We start from the raw sequence: 17,186 nt of genomic DNA, 5'->3' as shown, positions 1-17,186 counted from the left end.
GACACGCACGCTCGCGGTGCTGGCTCATACCCCCGCAGCGCAACGTCAAACACCGTTGCCCGGCGCTTTTCGGTGACAAATCCCACGATATCCGGCGGGCGTCCAGAAGTAGTACGGTCGTGCGAATATAACGATTCGATAACGACGGCGATCTTGTTCACCGCGCGTGGAAACGCGACATAACCGCAGATCAAACATCATGTGGCGACGCGGATTCCGCCGAGGAACGCGTTTGGGGTGGTTGATCCTGCTGTCCCGATGTGATTACGGTTCATGGCACCGATGACTTGTACTGACGATGTTCGCTAACTGTTCGGTGGTGAGTTTCAACTCGATATGCATGTTCTGGAAAGCGCGCCGGGGCGCAAATCCCGGACCCTGAATTTGCGTCCGCCGCAGGGCGACGACGCAATCGGCATCCGTGACATCGCGGAGGCCACGGAAGTGCTCGATCTGAATTCCACTTACGCCTATCTTTTGCTGGCGACGGATTTTTCCGCGACGTCGATCGTCGCCGAATGTGATGGTGACCTGCAGGGTTTCATCACTGGTTACCACCCGCCGCCACGGCCGGACGTGTTGTTCGTCTGGCAGGTCGCGGTGGCGCCCAGCGCGCAGGGCACAGGGCTGGCCAGCGCGATGATCGACGATCTGGTGCAGCGCGTGCGCTCCGATCGCGGTGGGCGACCGATCACAGTGGAGGCCACCGTGTCCCCGGGTAACGCCGCATCACGCGCGTTCTTCGGCGCGTTCGCCCGTCGTCACGGCGTCCCGCTCATCGAGCGGCCTCATTTCGATTCCGAACTCCTCGCCGCCGACGGCGCGCACGAGGACGAGCCGATCCTGCGGATCGGACCGATCGGGGTCTGAGGCGTTACTGCGCCGCAGATCTCGAAACCCGTTATATCTCAACCTGTTTGATCAACCGATTCCATCGGAGGATTTTTTTCGTGTTGCTCGCTGCAAACGCCCAATTGACCGAGTCCGACCTGCCTGAGGTTTTCAGCACCGTCGAGTCCGAGGTCCGTAGCTACTGCCGCGGGTGGCCCGCGGTCATGGAGACCGCGAAGGACTCGTGGGTGACCGACGTCGACGGTCGCCGCTACATCGACTTCTTCGCGGGCGCCGGCGCGCTGAACTACGGGCACAACAACCCGAAACTCAAAGCGCCGCTTCTTGATTACCTCGCCTCGGACGGCATCGTGCACTCGCTCGACATGGCGACCACCGCCAAGCAGCGGTTCCTCGAGACCTTTCAGCGCGCCATCCTTCAGCCGCGCAACCTGGACTACAAGGTGCAGTTCCCCGGGCCGACCGGCGCCAACGCGGTGGAATCGGCGCTGAAGCTGGCCAGGAAGGTGACCGGACGCGAGTCGGTCATCAGCTTCACCAACGCATTTCACGGCATGACGCTCGGCGCGCTGTCGGTCACGGGCAACTCGATGAAGCGCGCGGGCGCGGGCATCCCGCTGGTCCACGCCACGCCCATGCCGTACGACAACTACTTCGACGGCGTGACCGAGGACTTCCAGTGGTTCGGTCGCGTCCTCGACGACTCCGGCAGCGGTCTGAACCGGCCCGCCGCGGTGATCGTCGAAACCGTGCAGGGGGAGGGTGGTCTCAACGTCGCCCGCGTCGAGTGGCTGCAGGCGCTCGCCGACCTGTGCCGCACGCGCGACATCCTGCTCATCGTCGACGACGTCCAGATGGGTTGCGGCCGTACCGGACCGTTCTTCAGCTTCGAGGCCGCGGGCATCGTGCCCGACATCGTCACGCTGTCGAAGTCGGTCAGCGGATACGGCCTGCCGATGGCGCTGACGCTGTTCCGGCGCGACCTGGACGTGTGGGCGCCCGGTGAGCACAACGGCACGTTCCGCGGCCACAACCCGGCGTTCGTCACGGCCACCGAGGCACTGCAAACCTATTGGCAGGACGACAAGTTCAGCACTGAGACCCTCCAGAAGGGTGAGCTGATCCGCGCGCGTCTCGAGGAGATCGCCGACCGGTACGACGGCGTCACCGCACGCGGTCGCGGCATGGCACAAGGCCTGAAGTTCGCCGACACCGAGCGCGCAGGCGAGGTGTGCAAGGCCGCTTTCGACCGCGGTGCGCTCATGGAGACCAGCGGACCCTCCGACGAAGTGGTCAAGCTGCTTCCGCCCCTGACCACATCGCGCGAAGACCTGGAGAGCGGCCTCGACATCCTGGCCGAATCGATCGCAGTCACCTTGAGCTGAGGGAGAACACCAATGATTGTCCGAACCACCGATGAGATCACCGGCACCGACCGCGACGTCAGCGTCGGCACCTGGCGGTCCAAGCGCATCATCCTGGCCGACGACAAGGTGGGTTTCTCGTTCCACGAGACCACCATCGAGTCGAACTCGGTCAACGAGTACCGCTACGAGCACCACGTCGAGGCCGTCTGGGTGATCGAGGGCACCGGCACGCTGACCGACCTCGAGACCGGCGTCGAGTACCCGCTCGCGCCCGGCACCATGTACCTGCTCAACGGGCATGAGCGCCACCGGGTTACCTGCGACCAACAGCTGCGCATGCTGTGCGTCTTCAACCCGCCCGTCACCGGTCAGGAAGTGCACGACGAGACCGGCGCCTACCCGGCGCCGCAGTCGGTCGCCTGAGCAGCGCCACCCGCGCGAGGAAGGAGAGCATGACCACCACGCAGTTCACCCAGACGACACCAACCGCCGAGACGCGCCACGACCCGTACCCGACGCGCCTGTCCCACGCGATCGAACCGATCCCGCGTGCCGACCCCACGGTGTGGGGCAGCGAGGCCGACGGCCCGCTCAACCAGAAGAACCTGGACCACTTCTCGTCGCAGGGCTACCTGGTGCGCCACGGCACCGTCACCAACGACTGGCTGCCGCACCTGCGCCAGGAAATGGACCGCATCGCCGCCGATCTCGACGACGACGATCCGCGCGTGATCCGCGAGCCGGGCGGGTCGATCCGCTCGATCTTCGAACCGCACCTGCTCAGCGACCTTGTCGCGCAGGTGGTCCGGCTCGACACCGTCCTGCCGGTGGCACGCCAGCTGCTCGGTAGCGACGTCTACATCCACCAGGCGCGGATCAACATGATGCCCGGGTTCACCGGGACGGGTTTCTACTGGCACTCGGATTTCGAGACGTGGCACGCCGAGGACGGCATGCCGGCCATCCGGGCCGTGTCGTGTTCGATCGCGCTGACCCGCAACTACCCGTACAACGGGTCGCTGATGGTGATCCCCGGCTCGCACCAGACGTTCTATCCGTGCGTGGGGGAGACCCCGCAGGACAACCACGACACGTCGCTGGTGGCCCAGACGGTCGGCGTCCCCGACGAGACGACGCTGACCAAGGCCGTCGACCACGCCGGCATCGATCAGTTCACGGGAGCCGCCGGGTCGGCGCTGTGGTTCGACGCCAACCTGCTGCACGGGTCCGGGTCCAACATCACACCGCTTCCGCGGTCCAATGTGTTCCTGGTTTTCAACTCGGTCGACAACGCGCTCGAGGAGCCTTTCGCGGCGCCACGACGCAGGCCGGAATACCTGGCAGCCCGTCGGGTCGCACCCGTCACATAGGCTGAACCCATGCAACGGATTATCGGAACTGAGGTCGAGTACGGTATCTCGTCACCGTCCGATCCGACCGCCAATCCGATTTTGACATCGACGCAGGCGGTCCTGGCGTACGCGGCGGCCGCTGGAATCCAGCGTGCCAAGCGCACGAGGTGGGATTACGAGGTGGAATCCCCGCTGCGCGATGCTCGCGGATTCGACCTGTCGCGGTCGTCGGGACCGCCGCCGATCGTCGATGCCGACGAGGTCGGCGCGGCCAACATGATCCTCACCAACGGTGCCCGGCTCTACGTCGACCACGCGCACCCGGAGTACTCGGCGCCCGAGTGCACCGACCCGATGGACGCCGTGATCTGGGACAAGGCCGGTGAGCGGGTCATGGAGGCCGCGGCACGCCACGTCGCGAGCGTCCCCGGGGCCGCCAAGCTGCAGCTGTACAAGAACAACGTCGACGGCAAGGGCGCGTCCTACGGCTCGCACGAGAACTACCTGATGAGCCGGCAGACGCCGTTCTCGGCCGTCATCGCGGGCCTGACGCCGTTCATGGTGTCGCGCCAGGTGGTGACCGGCTCGGGCCGCGTCGGGATCGGGCCGTCGGGTGACGAGCCGGGCTTCCAGCTGTCGCAGCGCGCGGACTACATCGAGGTCGAGGTCGGCCTGGAGACCACGCTCAAACGCGGCATCATCAACACACGCGACGAACCGCACGCCGACGCCGACAAGTACCGGCGCCTGCACGTCATCATCGGGGACGCGAACCTCGCCGAGACCTCCACCTACCTCAAGCTGGGCACCACGTCGCTGGTCCTGGATCTCATCGAGGAGGGCGTCGACCTGTCGGACCTGGCGCTCGCGCGGCCCGTTCACGCGGTCCACGTGATCAGCCGCGACCCGTCGCTGCGCGCCACCGTCGCGCTGGCCGACGGCCGCGAGCTGACCGCACTTGCGCTGCAACGCATCTACCTCGACCGTGTCGCCAAGCTCGTCGACAGCCGGGATCCCGACCCGCGGGCCAGCCACGTCATCGAGACCTGGGCAAATGTGCTCGATCTGCTGGAACGCGATCCGATGGAGTGCGCCGAGATCCTCGACTGGCCCGCCAAACTGAGGTTGCTGGAGGGGTTCCGCCAGCGGGAAAACCTCACCTGGCAGGCGCCTCGACTCCATCTGGTCGATTTGCAGTATTCGGATGTGCGGCTCGACAAGGGGCTGTACAACCGCCTGGTGGCGCGCGGCTCGATGAAGCGGCTGGTCACCGAGCAGCAAGTGCTCGACGCGGTCGAGAACCCGCCCACCGACACGCGCGCATACTTCCGCGGGGAGTGCCTGCGCCGGTTCGGGGCCGACATCGCCGCGGCCAGCTGGGACTCGGTGATCTTCGACCTCGGGGGCGATTCGCTCGTCCGGATACCGACCCTGGAGCCCCTGCGCGGGAGCAAGGCACATGTGGGCGCGTTGCTGGATTCCGTGGACAGCGCCGTCGAACTCGTGGAGCAACTCACCAACTGAATTTCCGAGTCGGTGCGCTATCCCGGGCAATCCGGGTGTCGACCGGTACTGTGGAAGGACCGGCAGGGCAGTTGTGGGCCCGCCGAAGACAATTGCAGGAGGCAGCGATGGCTCAGGAGCAGACCAAGCGTGGCGGTGGCGGCGGAGAGGACGACGATCTCCCCGGTGCTTCGGCTGCCGGCCAGGAGCGTCGCGAGAAACTCACCGAAGAGACCGACGACCTGCTGGATGAGATCGACGACGTCCTCGAGGAGAACGCCGAAGACTTCGTGCGCGCATACGTGCAAAAGGGCGGCCAGTGACCTGGCGCGATAATCAGTCCTTTCCCCAACCCACCCTCAACACAACCGGAATACCGTCTGTCCCCGTGGACCTGTCCTCGTTCTCCGAACTGCTCAGCAGGCAGGCCCCGGAGCTGTTGCCGGTCAATCGAGTCGCCTACGGGACCACCCCGGTCGGCCCGACCGACGCCGTGCCGCACGGCACGACCATCGTCGCGCTGAAGTACCCGGGCGGTGTGCTGATCGCGGGTGACCGCCGATCGACGCAGGGCAACATGATCGCGGGCCGCGATGTGCAGAAGGTGTACATCACCGACGACTACACCGCGACGGGCATCGCGGGCACCGCGGCCATCGCCGTGGAGTTCGCGCGCCTGTACGCCGTGGAACTCGAGCACTACGAGAAGCTCGAGGGCGTCCCGCTGACGTTCCGCGGCAAGGTCAACCGGCTGGCGATCATGGTGCGCGGCAATCTTGGTGCGGCACTGCAGGGCTTCGTGGCGCTGCCGCTGCTGGTGGGCTACGACCTCGACGATCCCCACCCCGAGGGCGCGGGACGCATCGTGTCGTTCGACGCCGCGGGCGGTTGGAACATCGAGGAAGAGGGCTACCAGTCGGTGGGCTCGGGCTCGATCTTCGCCAAGTCGTCGATGAAGAAGCTGTATTCGCAGGTGTCCGACGCGGATTCGGCTCTCAAGGTCGCCGTCGAGGCGCTCTACGACGCGGCCGACGACGACTCGGCGACCGGCGGACCCGACCTGGTGCGCGGCATCTACCCGACGGCGGTGACGATCGGCGCCGAAGGGGCCGAGGAGGTCCCCGAGACGCGGATCGCCGAACTGGCCCGCGAGGTCATCGAAAGCCGCTCCCGTACCGACACTTTCGGGCCCGACGCCCGCCGTGGCATTGATGCGCGAGGAGATTCGTGAGCTTCCCGTACTTCATATCGCCCGAACAGGCGATGCGCGAGCGTTCCGAGCTCGCCCGCAAAGGTATCGCCAGGGGCCGCAGCGTGGTGGCGCTCGCGTACTCCGAGGGTGTCCTGTTCGTCGCGGAGAACCCGTCGCGGTCGCTGCAGAAGGTCAGTGAGCTCTACGACCGGGTCGGCTTCGCCGCCGTGGGCCGGTTCAACGAGTTCGACAACCTGCGCCGCGGCGGCATCCAGTTCGCAGACACGCGCGGCTACGCCTACGACCGTCGCGACGTGACGGGCCGACAGCTGGCCAATGTGTACGCGCAGACGCTCGGCACGATCTTCACCGAACAGGCCAAGCCGTACGAGGTCGAGCTGTGCGTGGCCGAGGTGGCGCACTACGGCGAGACCAAGGCGCCGGAGCTCTACCGCATCACCTACGACGGGTCGATCGCCGACGAGCCGCACTTCGTGGTCATGGGCGGCACGACCGAGCCGATCATCGCGGCGCTCAACGAGTCCTACACCGAGAACGCGAGCCTGCAGGACGCCGTGGAGATCGCGGTCAAGGCGTTGTCCGCGAGCGCAGAGGGCGCCGAACCACGTTCGCTGGGCCCGTCGACGCTCGAGGTCGCGATCCTCGACGCGGGCCGGCCACGCCGGGCGTTCCGCCGGATCACCGGCGCGGCGCTGGAGGCTCTGCTGCCCGAGCAGCCGCAGCAGGCGGACTCAGGCGACAAACCCACCGAATAGTCGCGTCAGGACGCGGTCTGGATGAGATCCAGGGCCGCGTCCTGCTGCGTTGCGACGGCCTTGGCGGTCTTGCGGCCGCCACTCTTGCGGGCGGCCTTGCGCAGCGCACGGCGCTGCCGCCGCGTCGGCAGCGAGTCCAGCACGTCGGCGGAAACGTCTGACAGCCAACCGCTGTCGCGACCGTCGGCAATGCGCGCGGTGACCCATCGGCGCTCGAACGGCAGCAGCGCGAACACGATCACCAGGTAGAACACGAGGCTGCCGACCAGTTTGACGAGCGTGAGCGGGCCGTCGTAGTCGTCGGGAAGCGGTGCGTCCCAGACGAAGTGCATGAGCGGGCCGGCCAGCAGCAGCCCCACGGCCACCGGGATCCGGCGCGCGGCGGGCCAGTCGCGGCGCCCGGCGAACGACGGCAGCAGCAAAAGTGCGCCCACGGCGGTCAGCGACGTGTAGGACCAGTGCGCGGGCACAGCCGTGAACGCGCGCACCAGAAGTGACGTACCCGCGCCCGAGAGATCGGAGTCCAGGCTCAGGATCGCGCTGCTGCTGGCGTAACCGAGATCCTCCATGAGGTCGAAACCGAGGCCGACGAACATGCCGATCAGCAGTGCGTGCGCGATGCGGGTGACGACCGATGCGCACAACACCAGCAGCACCAGGGCGCACATCAGTTTCGAGGCTTCCTCGATGATCGGCGCGCACAGCGACGGGCCCCAGTTCGCCACGACCTCCGGACTGAACACCAGTCCCCACAACGCCTCGAGTGAGGTGTTGCCGGTGATCGCCATGGGCACCGCGACGGTCGCGCCCAGCACGGCGCCTGCGACCAGGACCTGCGGGTAGGGCCGCATGGCGCGGAACGGGTCGAAGCGCAGCAGCAACCACACCATGAACGCCACGAACGCCACCCAGAACGGTGCGAGGGCCAGGTTGGCGTCCAGCGTCTCGTGGATCGCCGAACCCTCCTGGTTGAGCAGGGCGAACGCGCCCGCGGCCAGCGCGATCACGAACACCCAGAACACCGCCGACCCGGGTCGGTACAGCACGGCCGTGCGCGTCGCGGGGCGGGCGAGAGTTGTCGTGGTCATGAGTCACTCCGGGTGATCGAGTCGAGAACGTCGTCGAGGACGGGTGCGGGCCGGTCCGCGGTGCCGATCGCCACCACCGACACCAGGACGTCGCCGTCGGAGAGGAACGCGCACGACCCCGACAGGTCCTCGACGACCACCGCGCAGGGGCGCCCGGTCAGCGATCCGTCGCCCGTGGAGACCGTGCCGGGTGTGAGCGCCGCGTTGCTGCCACCGACACGGCCGCGGCGGATGAGCCGCTCCGTGACCGCGTCGGCGTCGCGTCCGTCGAGGTCGACGACCTCGACGACCACCGCGGACCCGTCGTCGGTGCGCAGTTGCGCACGGTCGCCACCGGCGTCGCGGTACTGCCACCCGGGTGGCGGGGTCATCGCGATCGCCGCGCCGTCGGCGCTGACCACGATCACCTCCTGTTCGCCTTCGAGTTCGAGCCAGTCGTCGGCCGGGCTGACCTCGACGAGGAGCGACGGCACAAGCGGCACCGCGATCAGACCGGCGGCAAGCAGCGCGGCCGCCCGCTTCTGGGTGAGTGGCATACCGGGTATCTCAGCGTGTGCCGGCCAGAATGTGCTGCAAGGCACGCAATTCCGGCGTGTCGCGCACGTTAATTTGGCGCCCGGCCGAGGGCGCCGCGGATCAGCGCGGCGAACTCGTCAGGGCACTCCAGCGGCGTGAAGTGCCCGGCGTGCTCGGCGGTGTGCAGGCGCACGTCGACGAAGTAGTGCTCGAGGCGGTCGGCCCACTCCAGCGGGAACAGCGGATCGTGTTGTGGCCACAGCACATCGGTTGTCGGGTGAATCTTGACCGCGCGGTCCGGCGGCAGCTCGGCCAGCGACTGCGCCACGGTGCCCGCCCCCGCGCGGTACCACCCGAGGGACGCCGTGAACGATCCCGGAAGGGCGTAGTCCGCGACGAGGCGGTCCAGCTCGTCCTCGGCGAGGCGGAAGCCCGGGCCCGACCAGTGGTCCCAGAAATGCCGCACGTACTCGCGCACCGCGTCGGGATTGCCGTCGATCATCCGCTCGGCGATGGGCAGCTGGTGAAACGCCTGGTACCAGTACTCGTGGATGGCGTGCGGGCTGAGCACCCGGTCGCCGACGCCCGGCAGTGGCGGCGACAGCACGAGCGCCTTGACGAGGTGCGGGTGCATGCGCGCGACGCCCTGCGCGACGCGGCTGCCGACGTCGTAGCCGGCCAGGACCACGCCCGTGAGACCGAGTTCGTTGACGAGGCCAACGATGCTCGCGGCCTGCGCGCTAGCACTGTAGAAGTGCTGGACCGACACCGCATGCTTGTCCGAACCGCCGAACCCGCGCAGATCGGGCACGATCACGTCGGCGACGTCGGTCAGCAGGGGGACGACGTGGCGGTGGTCGCGCCGGGTTCCGGGCCAGCCGTGCAGCAGGACCACCGGGGGACCGCCGCGGATCCCGTGTCGGTCGAAGGCCAGTCGGAACCCGTCCACCGGTGCGCTGCGCAACGACATCGGTCAATTCTCATCCGGTTGCCGGATCGATGTGCCGGGTTCGCGGATCGCCCCCGCGCAGAGGGGGATACGGCGCCGAATCGGCCGGATATGGCGCGCGCAAAGTTCTGCTTGCCCACCGATACCGTGCAGCAACCCGTAAGCTCGATGTTGTGCAGCGACGAATCATGGGCATCGAGACTGAATTCGGTGTGACCTGCACGTTCCATGGCCATCGCCGGCTCAGTCCCGACGAGGTTGCCCGCTATCTGTTCCGGCGGGTCGTGTCGTGGGGCCGCAGTTCCAACGTCTTCCTCCGCAACGGCGCCCGATTGTATCTCGACGTGGGCAGCCACCCCGAGTACGCGACCGCGGAATGCGACAACCTGATACAGCTGGTGACGCACGACCGTGCCGGCGAGCGCGTTCTCGAAGACCTGCTGATCGACGCCGAGCAGCGCCTGGCCGACGAGGGCATCGGCGGCGACATCTACCTGTTCAAGAACAACACCGACTCGGCGGGCAACTCCTACGGCTGCCACGAGAACTATCTGATCGTGCGGGCGGGTGAGTTCTCCCGGATCTCCGACGTGCTGCTGCCGTTCCTGGTGACGCGCCAGCTGATCTGCGGCGCAGGCAAGGTGCTGCAGACGCCGAAAGCCGCGACGTTCTGCCTGAGCCAGCGCGCCGAACACATCTGGGAGGGCGTCTCCTCGGCGACCACCCGGTCACGCCCCATCATCAACACGCGCGACGAACCGCATGCCGATGCCGAGAAGTACCGGCGCCTGCACGTCATCGTCGGTGACTCCAACATGTGCGAGGCCACCACGATGCTCAAGGTGGGCACGGCCTCGCTGGTGCTGGAGATGATCGAGGCGGGCGTGCCGTTCCGCGACTTCTCGCTGGACAACCCGATCCGCGCGATCCGCGAGGTCAGCCACGATCTCACCGGGCGGCGCCCGGTGCGGCTGGCAGGCGGCAGGCAGGCCAGTGCCCTGGACATCCAGCGCGAGTACTACAGCCGCGCCGTCGAGTACCTGCAATCCCGCGAGCCCAACACGCAGATCGAGCAGGTCGTCGACCTGTGGGGCCGCCAGCTCGACGCGGTGGAGAGCCAGGACTTCGCGAAGGTCGACACCGAGATCGACTGGGTGATCAAGCGCAAGCTGTTCCAGCGCTACCAGGACCGCTACAACATGGAGCTGTCCGACCCGAAGATCAGCCAGCTCGACCTGGCCTACCACGACATCAAGCGGGGCCGCGGCGTGTTCGACCTGCTCCAGCGCAAGGGTCTGGCCGCGCGTATCACCACCGACGAGGAGATCGACGCAGCGGTCACCACACCGCCGCAGACCACGCGCGCCAAACTGCGCGGCGAGTTCATCAGCGCCGCACAGGAAGCAGGCCGCGACTTCACCGTCGACTGGGTGCACCTCAAGCTGAACGACCAGGCTCAGCGCACCGTGCTCTGCAAAGATCCATTCCGGTCGGTCGACGAGCGAGTCAAGCGGCTGATCGCCAGTATGTGAGCCTTAAGCTGACCCGGTGGCGGTCTCCAAAGTCGAGCGGTTGATGAACCTTGTCATCGCCTTGTTGTCCACCAGGACCTACCTGCCCGCAGAGAAGATCCGCACCACGGTTGCCGGCTACGCCGACAGCCCCAGTGACGAGGCGTTCTCGCGGATGTTCGAGCGGGACAAGAACGAGTTGCGCGATCTCGGCATCCCGCTGGAAACCGGCCGGGTGTCCAAGTGGGACTCCACCGAGGGCTACCGCATCAACCGGGATTCCTACGCGCTGCCGCCCATCGGGCTGACGGCCGACGAAGCGGCCGCGGTGGCCGTGGCGACCCAGCTGTGGCAGTCCCCGGAACTCGTCACCGCGACACAGAACGCCGTGCTGAAATTGCGCGCCGCGGGAGTCGACGTGGACGCCGACGGGGTGGGCGTCGCGATCGCCTCGACCGCGACCCTGCCGGGGGTTCGCGGCTCCGAGGAGGTGCTGCAGAGCCTGCTGTCGGCGATCGACGAGGGACGGGCCGTGCAGTTCGAGCACCGGCCGTCGCGCAGCGCCGACTACACCACCCGCACGGTCGAACCGTGGGGCGTGGTGACCCATCGCGGCCGCTGGTACCTCGTCGGCCACGACCGCGACCGCAACGACACCAGAACCTTCCGGCTGTCACGCATCAGCGCCGCGGCCCGGCCGATCGGCCCGGCAGGGGCAGTGCAGAAACCCCAGGACGTCAACCTGCGCGACATCGTGCGCCGCGCCGTCGCCGAACAGCCCACGGGTGAGCGGGCTCGGATCTGGATCGCCGGCGGCCGGGCGACCGCGCTGCGACGCCAGGCCGTGACCAGCACACCGCGGACAATCGGCGGACGCGCGGGGGAGGAGATCACCGTCGACATCGGCACGTGGGACCGGCTGGCCAGGGAGATCGCGAGCTACGGCAGCGACGCGGTCGCGCTGGAACCGTCGTCGTTGCGCGATGACGTGGTGGAGCGCCTGCGGGCACACGCCGCGGGAGGGGAACGATGAGTCAGGTGTCGACGCGACTGGTGCGGCTGTTGAACATGGTCCCGTACTTCCAGGCCAACCCGAAGGTCACGCGCGCCGAGGCGGCTGCGGCCCTCGGCGTGACGGGCAAGCAACTCGACGCCGACCTCGACCAGCTGTGGATGTGCGGACTGCCCGGCTACAGCCCCGGCGACCTCATCGACTTCGACTTCGTCGGCGACACCATCGAGGTGACGTTCTCCGCAGGCGTGGATCATCCGCTGCGGCTGACCTCGACCGAGGCGACCGGCATCCTCGTGGCGCTGCGCGCGCTGGTCGACGTGCCCGGCATGGTCGACCCCGAGGCGGCGCGCAGCGCGATCGCCAAGATCGAATCCGCGGTCGGCAGCCAGCGCGCCGTCGTCGAGGGCATCACCGAGGACACCTCCGCCGAGCCCGGCGCGGCCGCGACGGTGCGCACGGCCGTGCGCGAGAACCGGGCGCTGACCCTGGAGTACTACTCGGCCTCGCGCGATTCGCTGGCCACCCGCACCGTCGACCCGATCCGGGTGGTGCTCGTGGGCGACAACAGCTACCTGGAGGCGTGGTGCCGCAGCGCCGAGGCCGTGCGACTGTTCCGTTTCGACCGCATCGTCGACGCCCAACTGCTCGACGATCCCGCGGCCCCGCCGCCGCCCGCGGTGGCGGCAGGCCCCGACACGTCGTTGTTCGATGCCGACCCGTCACTGCCGTCGGCCACGCTTCTCATCGGCGCGGCCGCGGCGTGGATGTTCGACTACTACCCGCTGCGCGACATCACCGAGCGGCCGGACGGATCCTGTGAGGCGACGATGACGTATGCGTCGGAGGACTGGATGGCGCGGTTCATCCTCGGTTTCGGCGCCGAAGTGCAGGTGCTGGCACCCGAATCCCTGGCGACCCGGGTCCGGCAGGCCGCCGAAGCCGCGTTGCAGGCCTATGCCGTTGCGTATGACGAAGCCGACGGGGCCGACGAAGCCGCCACACACGGGTAGACTCAGCACCGACGTTCTGGAGGTAACCAAATTGGGTGGTCTACAACCCTGGCACTGGGTCATTGTCATCGCAGTGTTCGTACTGCTGTTCGGCGCGAAGAAGCTGCCGGACGCCGCGCGTTCGCTCGGTAAGTCGATGCGGATCTTCAAGTCGGAGATCAAGGAGATGCAAGCCGAGTCCAAAGGGGACGAGCCCAAGCCGGCCACCCCGATTGCCTCCGAGCGCGTCGACACGACTGCACCCGAGCAACAGTCCACGGACCGGCACACGGCCTGATCGCGGCCGACGAATCCGCCCCGCGGTGATCCGCGCGGGCGGATAGCGGCTCGCTCACGCCTTTCACACCAAGCCTGTGCAGACCCCCGGCATCTTCAAGAAGCTCGATCCCCGGCGCCGCCGTTCACGGGTCAATCCCGACGGCACCATGTCGCTGGTCGACCACCTCCACGAGCTTCGCAACCGCCTGCTGATCTCGGTCGCGGCCGTCGTGCTGACCACGATCATCGGATTCATCTGGTACACCCACGGAGTCTTCGGCTTCCACAGCCTCGGCGAGTGGTTGCGCGGCCCCTACTGCTCGCTGCCCGACTCCGCGCGCGCGAGCATCGCCCCCGACGGTGAGTGCCGCCTGCTCGCCACCGCGCCGTTCGACCAGTTCATGCTGCGGTTGAAGGTCGCGCTCGCGGCCGGTGTGGTGCTCGCGTGCCCGGTGTGGCTGTACCAGCTGTGGGCGTTCATCACGCCCGGCCTCTACAAGAAGGAACGCCGCTTCGCGATGGCGTTCGTGAGCTTCGGCGCGATGCTGTTCATCTCCGGTGCGGTGCTGGCCTACGTGGTGCTGTCGAAGGCGTTGAGCTTCCTGCTGACCGTCGGCAGCGACGTGCAGGTCACCGCGCTGTCGGGCGACCAGTACTTCGGGTTCCTGATCAACCTGCTGCTGGTGTTCGGGATCAGCTTCGAATTCCCGCTGCTGATCATCATGCTCAACCTGGTCGGCATCCTGACCTACGAACGGCTCTCAGCCTGGCGGCGTGGGCTGATCTTCGGCTTGTTCGTGTTCGCGGCGTTCGCCACGCCCGGCTCCGATCCGTTCTCGATGCTCGCGCTGGCGTGCGCGCTGACGGTGCTGCTGGAGTTCGCGATCCAGATCGCGCGGCTCAACGACCGCAGGAAGGCCCGCCGCGCGGCCATGGAGGTGCCCGAGGACGAGGCCGCCGACATCGGCTCGGTGGAACCGATCGAGCCGCCGGCCCCGGTGTCCGGTACGACGGCGGGGCGCGCCACGGTCGATGAAGATGCCACCTGAGGGCCGCCCTGATCAGCTGACCGCGTTCACCGCGCAGCTGCCGTTCACCCTCGACGACTTCCAGGTGCGTGCCTGCCAGGCGTTGGAGAACGGCCACGGCGTGCTGGTCTGCGCGCCGACCGGCGCGGGCAAGACCATCGTCGGCGAGTTCGCTGTGCACCTCGCGCTCGCATCGGGTGGCAAATGCTTCTACACCACCCCGATCAAGGCGCTGAGCAACCAGAAACACAACGATCTGGTGGCCCGGTACGGCGCCGAGAAGATCGGGCTGCTCACGGGCGACCAGTCCATCAACGGCGATGCCGACGTGGTGGTGATGACCACCGAGGTGCTGCGCAACATGCTGTACGCCAACTCGCAGGCACTGCATGGGCTTTCCTACGTGGTGATGGACGAGGTGCACTTCCTGGCCGACCGCATGCGCGGGGCGGTGTGGGAAGAGGTCATCCTGCACCTGCCCGACGAGGTGCTGCTGGTGAGCCTGTCGGCCACGGTGAGCAATGCCGAGGAGTTCGGCGGCTGGATCCAGACGGTGCGCGGCGACACCACGGTGGTGGTGGACGAACACCGGCCGGTGCCGCTGTCGCAGCACATGATGGTCGGCAAGCGCCTGTTCGACCTGTTCGAACGTTCGTCGTCGACGCTCGTCGACCCAGAGTTGTTGCGCCACATCAGTCATCGCCGCGAGGCCGACCGGCTGATGGACTGGCAGCCACGCGGTCGCGGGCGCGGCGGCAGGCCCCAGTTCTACCGGCCGCCGGGCCGCCCCGAGGTGATCACCGCGCTCGACGACGCGGGTCTGCTGCCTGCCATCACGTTCGTGTTCTCGCGCGCCGGATGCGACGCCGCGGTCAAGCAGTGCCTTCGGTCGTCGTTGCGGCTGACCACCAGAGAGGAGCGCGCCCGCATCGCCGAGATCGTGGACCGCCGCTGCTCCGATCTCAACGAGTCCGACCTGATCGTGCTCGACTACCACGAGTGGCGTGAGGGACTGCTGCGCGGCCTGGCCGCCCACCACGCCGGCATGCTGCCGACGTTCCGCCACACCGTCGAGGAACTGTTCACCGCCGGGCTGGTCAAGGCGGTCTTCGCCACCGAGACACTGGCGCTCGGGATCAACATGCCCGCACGGACCGTCGTGCTGGAGCGCCTGGTGAAGTTCAACGGCGAGCAGCATCTGCCGTTGACGCCGGGGGAGTACACGCAGTTGACCGGGCGGGCCGGGCGCCGCGGTATCGACGTGGAGGGCCACGCCGTCGTGCTGTGGCGTCCCGACGACAGCACGGCCGAACCCGCCGAGGTCGCGGGGTTGGCGTCCACCCGCACGTTCCCACTGCGCAGTTCGTTCGCGCCGTCGTACAACATGACGATCAACCTGGTGCAGCACATGGGACCGCAGCAGGCGCACGAACTCCTGGAGCGCTCGTTCGCGCAGTACCAGGCCGACCGTTCGGTGGTCGGTCTGGTGCGGGGTATCCGCCGCGGCGAGCGCATGCTCGGCGAACTGGCCGCCGAGATCGGCGGAAAGGACTCGGCGGTCATCGATTACGCACGTCTGCGCGCCAAGATCGGCGAGCGCGAACGCGCGCAGTCGCGGGCGTCGCGGCTGCAGCGGCGCAGGGCGGCGACCGACGCGCTGGCGGATCTGCGCAAGGGCGACATCATCACCATCACGCACGGGCGCCGGGGTGGGCTCGCTGTCGTCCTGGAGGCCGCGCAGGACCGCGACGACCCCAGGCCGCTGGTGCTCACCGAACACAAATGGGCGGGCCGGATCTCGTCGGCCGACTATTCGGGCGCGTCGGCGCCGCTGGGCTCGATGTCACTGCCGAAACGCGTCGAGCACCGCCAGCCCCGGGTGCGCAAGGATCTGGCGTCGGCGTTGCGGTCGGCGGCCGCGGGCCTGGTGCCGTCGCGCCGGTCGAACCGCGGTGCACCCGAACGTGACGTCGATCCGGAACTGGCCGGTCTGCGTGAGCGTCTGCGCAGCCATCCGGTCCACAAACTGCCCGACCGCGAGGAGCAGGTGCGTATCGCCGAACGCTATCTGCGGATCGAACGCGACAACCTCCAGATCCAGCAGAAGGTCAACGCGGCGACCAACTCGCTGGCCCGCACGTTCGACCGCATCGTGGCGCTGCTCAGCGAACGCGGCTACATCGAGGCCGGCGACGGGGACCATGCGGGCCAACCGCGGGTCACCGACGCGGGCCGGTTGCTGGCGCGCATCTACAGCGAAAGCGACCTGCTGGTGGCCGAATGCCTGCGGGCCGGGGCGTGGGACGGGCTGGAACCCGCCGAACTCGCGGGTGTACTCTCGGCCGTGCTGTACGAGTCCCGCGGCGACGCGCAGGGTGTCCCGGCAGGAACGGACGTGCCCACCGCGGGGCTGCGGCAGGCGCTGGTACGCACCCGGCGGCTGTCGGCCGCGCTGCGCAGCGACGAGCAGCGGCACCGCATCGCGCCCGGCCGTGAACCCGACGAGGGGTTCGTGACGGCGGTGTACCGCTGGGCCACCACGGGCGATCTCGCGTCGGCCCTCGCCGCGTCCGACATCACCGGGACCGGTTCTCCGCTGTCGGCAGGGGATTTCGTGCGGTGGTGCCGTCAGGTGCTCGATCTGCTCGACCAGGTGCGCAACGCGGCCCCCACCCCGGCGCTGCGCAATACCGCGAAACGCGCGATCAACGACGTCCGGCGCGGCGTCGTCGCTGTTGATGCGGGGTAGTGTGTGGCAACGGTGACAGC

The 17,186-nt window shown here is 68.0% G+C and carries 17 protein-coding genes; 14 read left to right on the top strand and 3 right to left on the bottom strand.

What is annotated here, in order from left to right; all coding sequences use genetic code 11:
• Positions 1 to 336 precede the first annotated feature (336 nt).
• The 8 genes from ectA (at position 337) to prcA (ending at position 7,042) form a co-directional block, all read left to right on the top strand.
• Positions 337 to 870: a diaminobutyrate acetyltransferase gene (gene ectA, locus AT701_RS19490; protein WP_058126429.1), complete on the top strand. Its 534-nt coding sequence runs from the start codon at positions 337 to 339 to the stop codon at positions 868 to 870.
• 80 nt (positions 871 to 950) lie between these two features.
• A complete protein-coding gene (gene ectB, locus AT701_RS19485) occupies positions 951 to 2,237 on the top strand; it encodes a diaminobutyrate--2-oxoglutarate transaminase (protein ID WP_058126428.1) in 1,287 nt (428 codons plus the stop codon).
• A gap of 12 nt (positions 2,238 to 2,249) precedes the next feature.
• Complete coding sequence (locus AT701_RS19480) at positions 2,250 to 2,642, top strand: ectoine synthase (RefSeq protein ID WP_003895350.1); 393 nt, start codon at positions 2,250 to 2,252, stop codon at positions 2,640 to 2,642.
• 29 nt (positions 2,643 to 2,671) lie between these two features.
• Positions 2,672 to 3,589, top strand: coding sequence for an ectoine hydroxylase (thpD, locus tag AT701_RS19475; protein WP_058126427.1), 918 nt, complete (start codon positions 2,672 to 2,674; stop codon positions 3,587 to 3,589).
• A gap of 9 nt (positions 3,590 to 3,598) precedes the next feature.
• Positions 3,599 to 5,095, top strand: a complete 1,497-nt coding sequence (dop, locus tag AT701_RS19470; protein ID WP_003895348.1) for a pup deamidase/depupylase — start codon at positions 3,599 to 3,601, stop codon at positions 5,093 to 5,095.
• A gap of 107 nt (positions 5,096 to 5,202) precedes the next feature.
• Positions 5,203 to 5,397: a ubiquitin-like protein Pup gene (locus tag AT701_RS19465; protein ID WP_003895347.1), complete on the top strand. Its 195-nt coding sequence runs from the start codon at positions 5,203 to 5,205 to the stop codon at positions 5,395 to 5,397.
• Between the two features lie 50 nt (positions 5,398 to 5,447).
• Positions 5,448 to 6,305, top strand: a complete 858-nt coding sequence (prcB, locus tag AT701_RS19460) for a proteasome subunit beta (RefSeq protein WP_371746437.1) — start codon at positions 5,448 to 5,450, stop codon at positions 6,303 to 6,305.
• The gene (prcA, locus tag AT701_RS19455) at positions 6,302 to 7,042 is read left to right on the top strand and encodes a proteasome subunit alpha (RefSeq protein WP_003895345.1); all 741 of its coding nucleotides are present in this window, start codon (positions 6,302 to 6,304) and stop codon (positions 7,040 to 7,042) included. The genes prcB and prcA overlap by 4 nt, the downstream gene beginning before the upstream one ends.
• A gap of 5 nt (positions 7,043 to 7,047) precedes the next feature.
• On the opposite strand, the gene AT701_RS19450 is transcribed toward prcA, so the two are convergent.
• From AT701_RS19450 to AT701_RS19440, 3 genes are all read right to left on the bottom strand, one after another.
• A complete protein-coding gene (locus AT701_RS19450) occupies positions 7,048 to 8,130 on the bottom strand; it encodes a PrsW family intramembrane metalloprotease (RefSeq protein WP_003895344.1) in 1,083 nt (360 codons plus the stop codon).
• A complete protein-coding gene (locus AT701_RS19445) occupies positions 8,127 to 8,666 on the bottom strand; it encodes a hypothetical protein (protein WP_003895343.1) in 540 nt (179 codons plus the stop codon). Before AT701_RS19445 ends, AT701_RS19450 begins: the two co-directional genes overlap by 4 nt.
• Positions 8,667 to 8,734: 68 nt before the next feature.
• Positions 8,735 to 9,616, bottom strand: a complete 882-nt coding sequence (locus AT701_RS19440; protein WP_011729398.1) for an alpha/beta fold hydrolase — start codon at positions 9,614 to 9,616, stop codon at positions 8,735 to 8,737.
• A gap of 152 nt (positions 9,617 to 9,768) precedes the next feature.
• Here AT701_RS19440 and pafA point away from each other — a divergent pair, with 152 nt between their 5' ends.
• The 6 genes from pafA (at position 9,769) to AT701_RS19410 (ending at position 17,166) form a co-directional block, all read left to right on the top strand.
• Positions 9,769 to 11,127 (top strand): Pup--protein ligase, encoded by a 1,359-nt coding sequence (gene pafA / locus AT701_RS19435; protein WP_011729397.1) that lies wholly within the window; start codon positions 9,769 to 9,771, stop codon positions 11,125 to 11,127.
• Between the two features lie 16 nt (positions 11,128 to 11,143).
• The gene (locus tag AT701_RS19430) at positions 11,144 to 12,139 is read left to right on the top strand and encodes a helix-turn-helix transcriptional regulator (protein WP_058126426.1); all 996 of its coding nucleotides are present in this window, start codon (positions 11,144 to 11,146) and stop codon (positions 12,137 to 12,139) included.
• On the top strand, positions 12,136 to 13,131 hold the full coding sequence (locus AT701_RS19425) for a helix-turn-helix transcriptional regulator (protein ID WP_058126425.1): 996 nt from the start codon (positions 12,136 to 12,138) through the stop codon (positions 13,129 to 13,131). Before AT701_RS19430 ends, AT701_RS19425 begins: the two co-directional genes overlap by 4 nt.
• Positions 13,132 to 13,162: 31 nt before the next feature.
• Positions 13,163 to 13,408: a Sec-independent protein translocase subunit TatA gene (tatA, locus tag AT701_RS19420; RefSeq protein WP_003895338.1), complete on the top strand. Its 246-nt coding sequence runs from the start codon at positions 13,163 to 13,165 to the stop codon at positions 13,406 to 13,408.
• Between the two features lie 76 nt (positions 13,409 to 13,484).
• Positions 13,485 to 14,438 (top strand): twin-arginine translocase subunit TatC, encoded by a 954-nt coding sequence (tatC, locus tag AT701_RS19415; protein WP_058126424.1) that lies wholly within the window; start codon positions 13,485 to 13,487, stop codon positions 14,436 to 14,438.
• Entirely contained in the window at positions 14,428 to 17,166 is a 2,739-nt protein-coding gene (locus AT701_RS19410; RefSeq protein WP_003895336.1) for a DEAD/DEAH box helicase, read from the top strand. Before tatC ends, AT701_RS19410 begins: the two co-directional genes overlap by 11 nt.
• Positions 17,167 to 17,186 lie beyond the last annotated feature (20 nt).

Origin of the sequence: Mycolicibacterium smegmatis (genome assembly GCF_001457595.1) — a bacterium.
GTDB classification, from domain to species: Bacteria; Actinomycetota; Actinomycetes; order Mycobacteriales; family Mycobacteriaceae; genus Mycobacterium; species Mycobacterium smegmatis.
Note: the sequence above shows the minus strand (reverse complement) of the source record. Positions and strands in the feature narration are given on the sequence as shown.

What these genes read in the sequence shown, in the direction of transcription:
- ectA (WP_058126429.1), top strand. Translation starts at nt 337, where the DNA reads ATGCATGTTCTGGAAAGCGCGCCGGGGCGCAAATCCCGGACCCTGAAT.
- AT701_RS19480 (WP_003895350.1), top strand. Translation starts at nt 2,250, where the DNA reads ATGATTGTCCGAACCACCGATGAGATCACCGGCACCGACCGCGACGTC.
- thpD (WP_058126427.1), top strand. Translation starts at nt 2,672, where the DNA reads ATGACCACCACGCAGTTCACCCAGACGACACCAACCGCCGAGACGCGC.
- dop (WP_003895348.1), top strand. Translation starts at nt 3,599, where the DNA reads ATGCAACGGATTATCGGAACTGAGGTCGAGTACGGTATCTCGTCACCG.
- AT701_RS19465 (WP_003895347.1), top strand. Translation starts at nt 5,203, where the DNA reads ATGGCTCAGGAGCAGACCAAGCGTGGCGGTGGCGGCGGAGAGGACGAC.
- AT701_RS19450 (WP_003895344.1), bottom strand. Translation starts at nt 8,130, where the DNA reads ATGACCACGACAACTCTCGCCCGCCCCGCGACGCGCACGGCCGTGCTG.
- AT701_RS19445 (WP_003895343.1), bottom strand. Translation starts at nt 8,666, where the DNA reads ATGCCACTCACCCAGAAGCGGGCGGCCGCGCTGCTTGCCGCCGGTCTG.
- AT701_RS19440 (WP_011729398.1), bottom strand. Translation starts at nt 9,616, where the DNA reads ATGTCGTTGCGCAGCGCACCGGTGGACGGGTTCCGACTGGCCTTCGAC.
- AT701_RS19425 (WP_058126425.1), top strand. Translation starts at nt 12,136, where the DNA reads ATGAGTCAGGTGTCGACGCGACTGGTGCGGCTGTTGAACATGGTCCCG.
- AT701_RS19410 (WP_003895336.1), top strand. Translation starts at nt 14,428, where the DNA reads ATGCCACCTGAGGGCCGCCCTGATCAGCTGACCGCGTTCACCGCGCAG.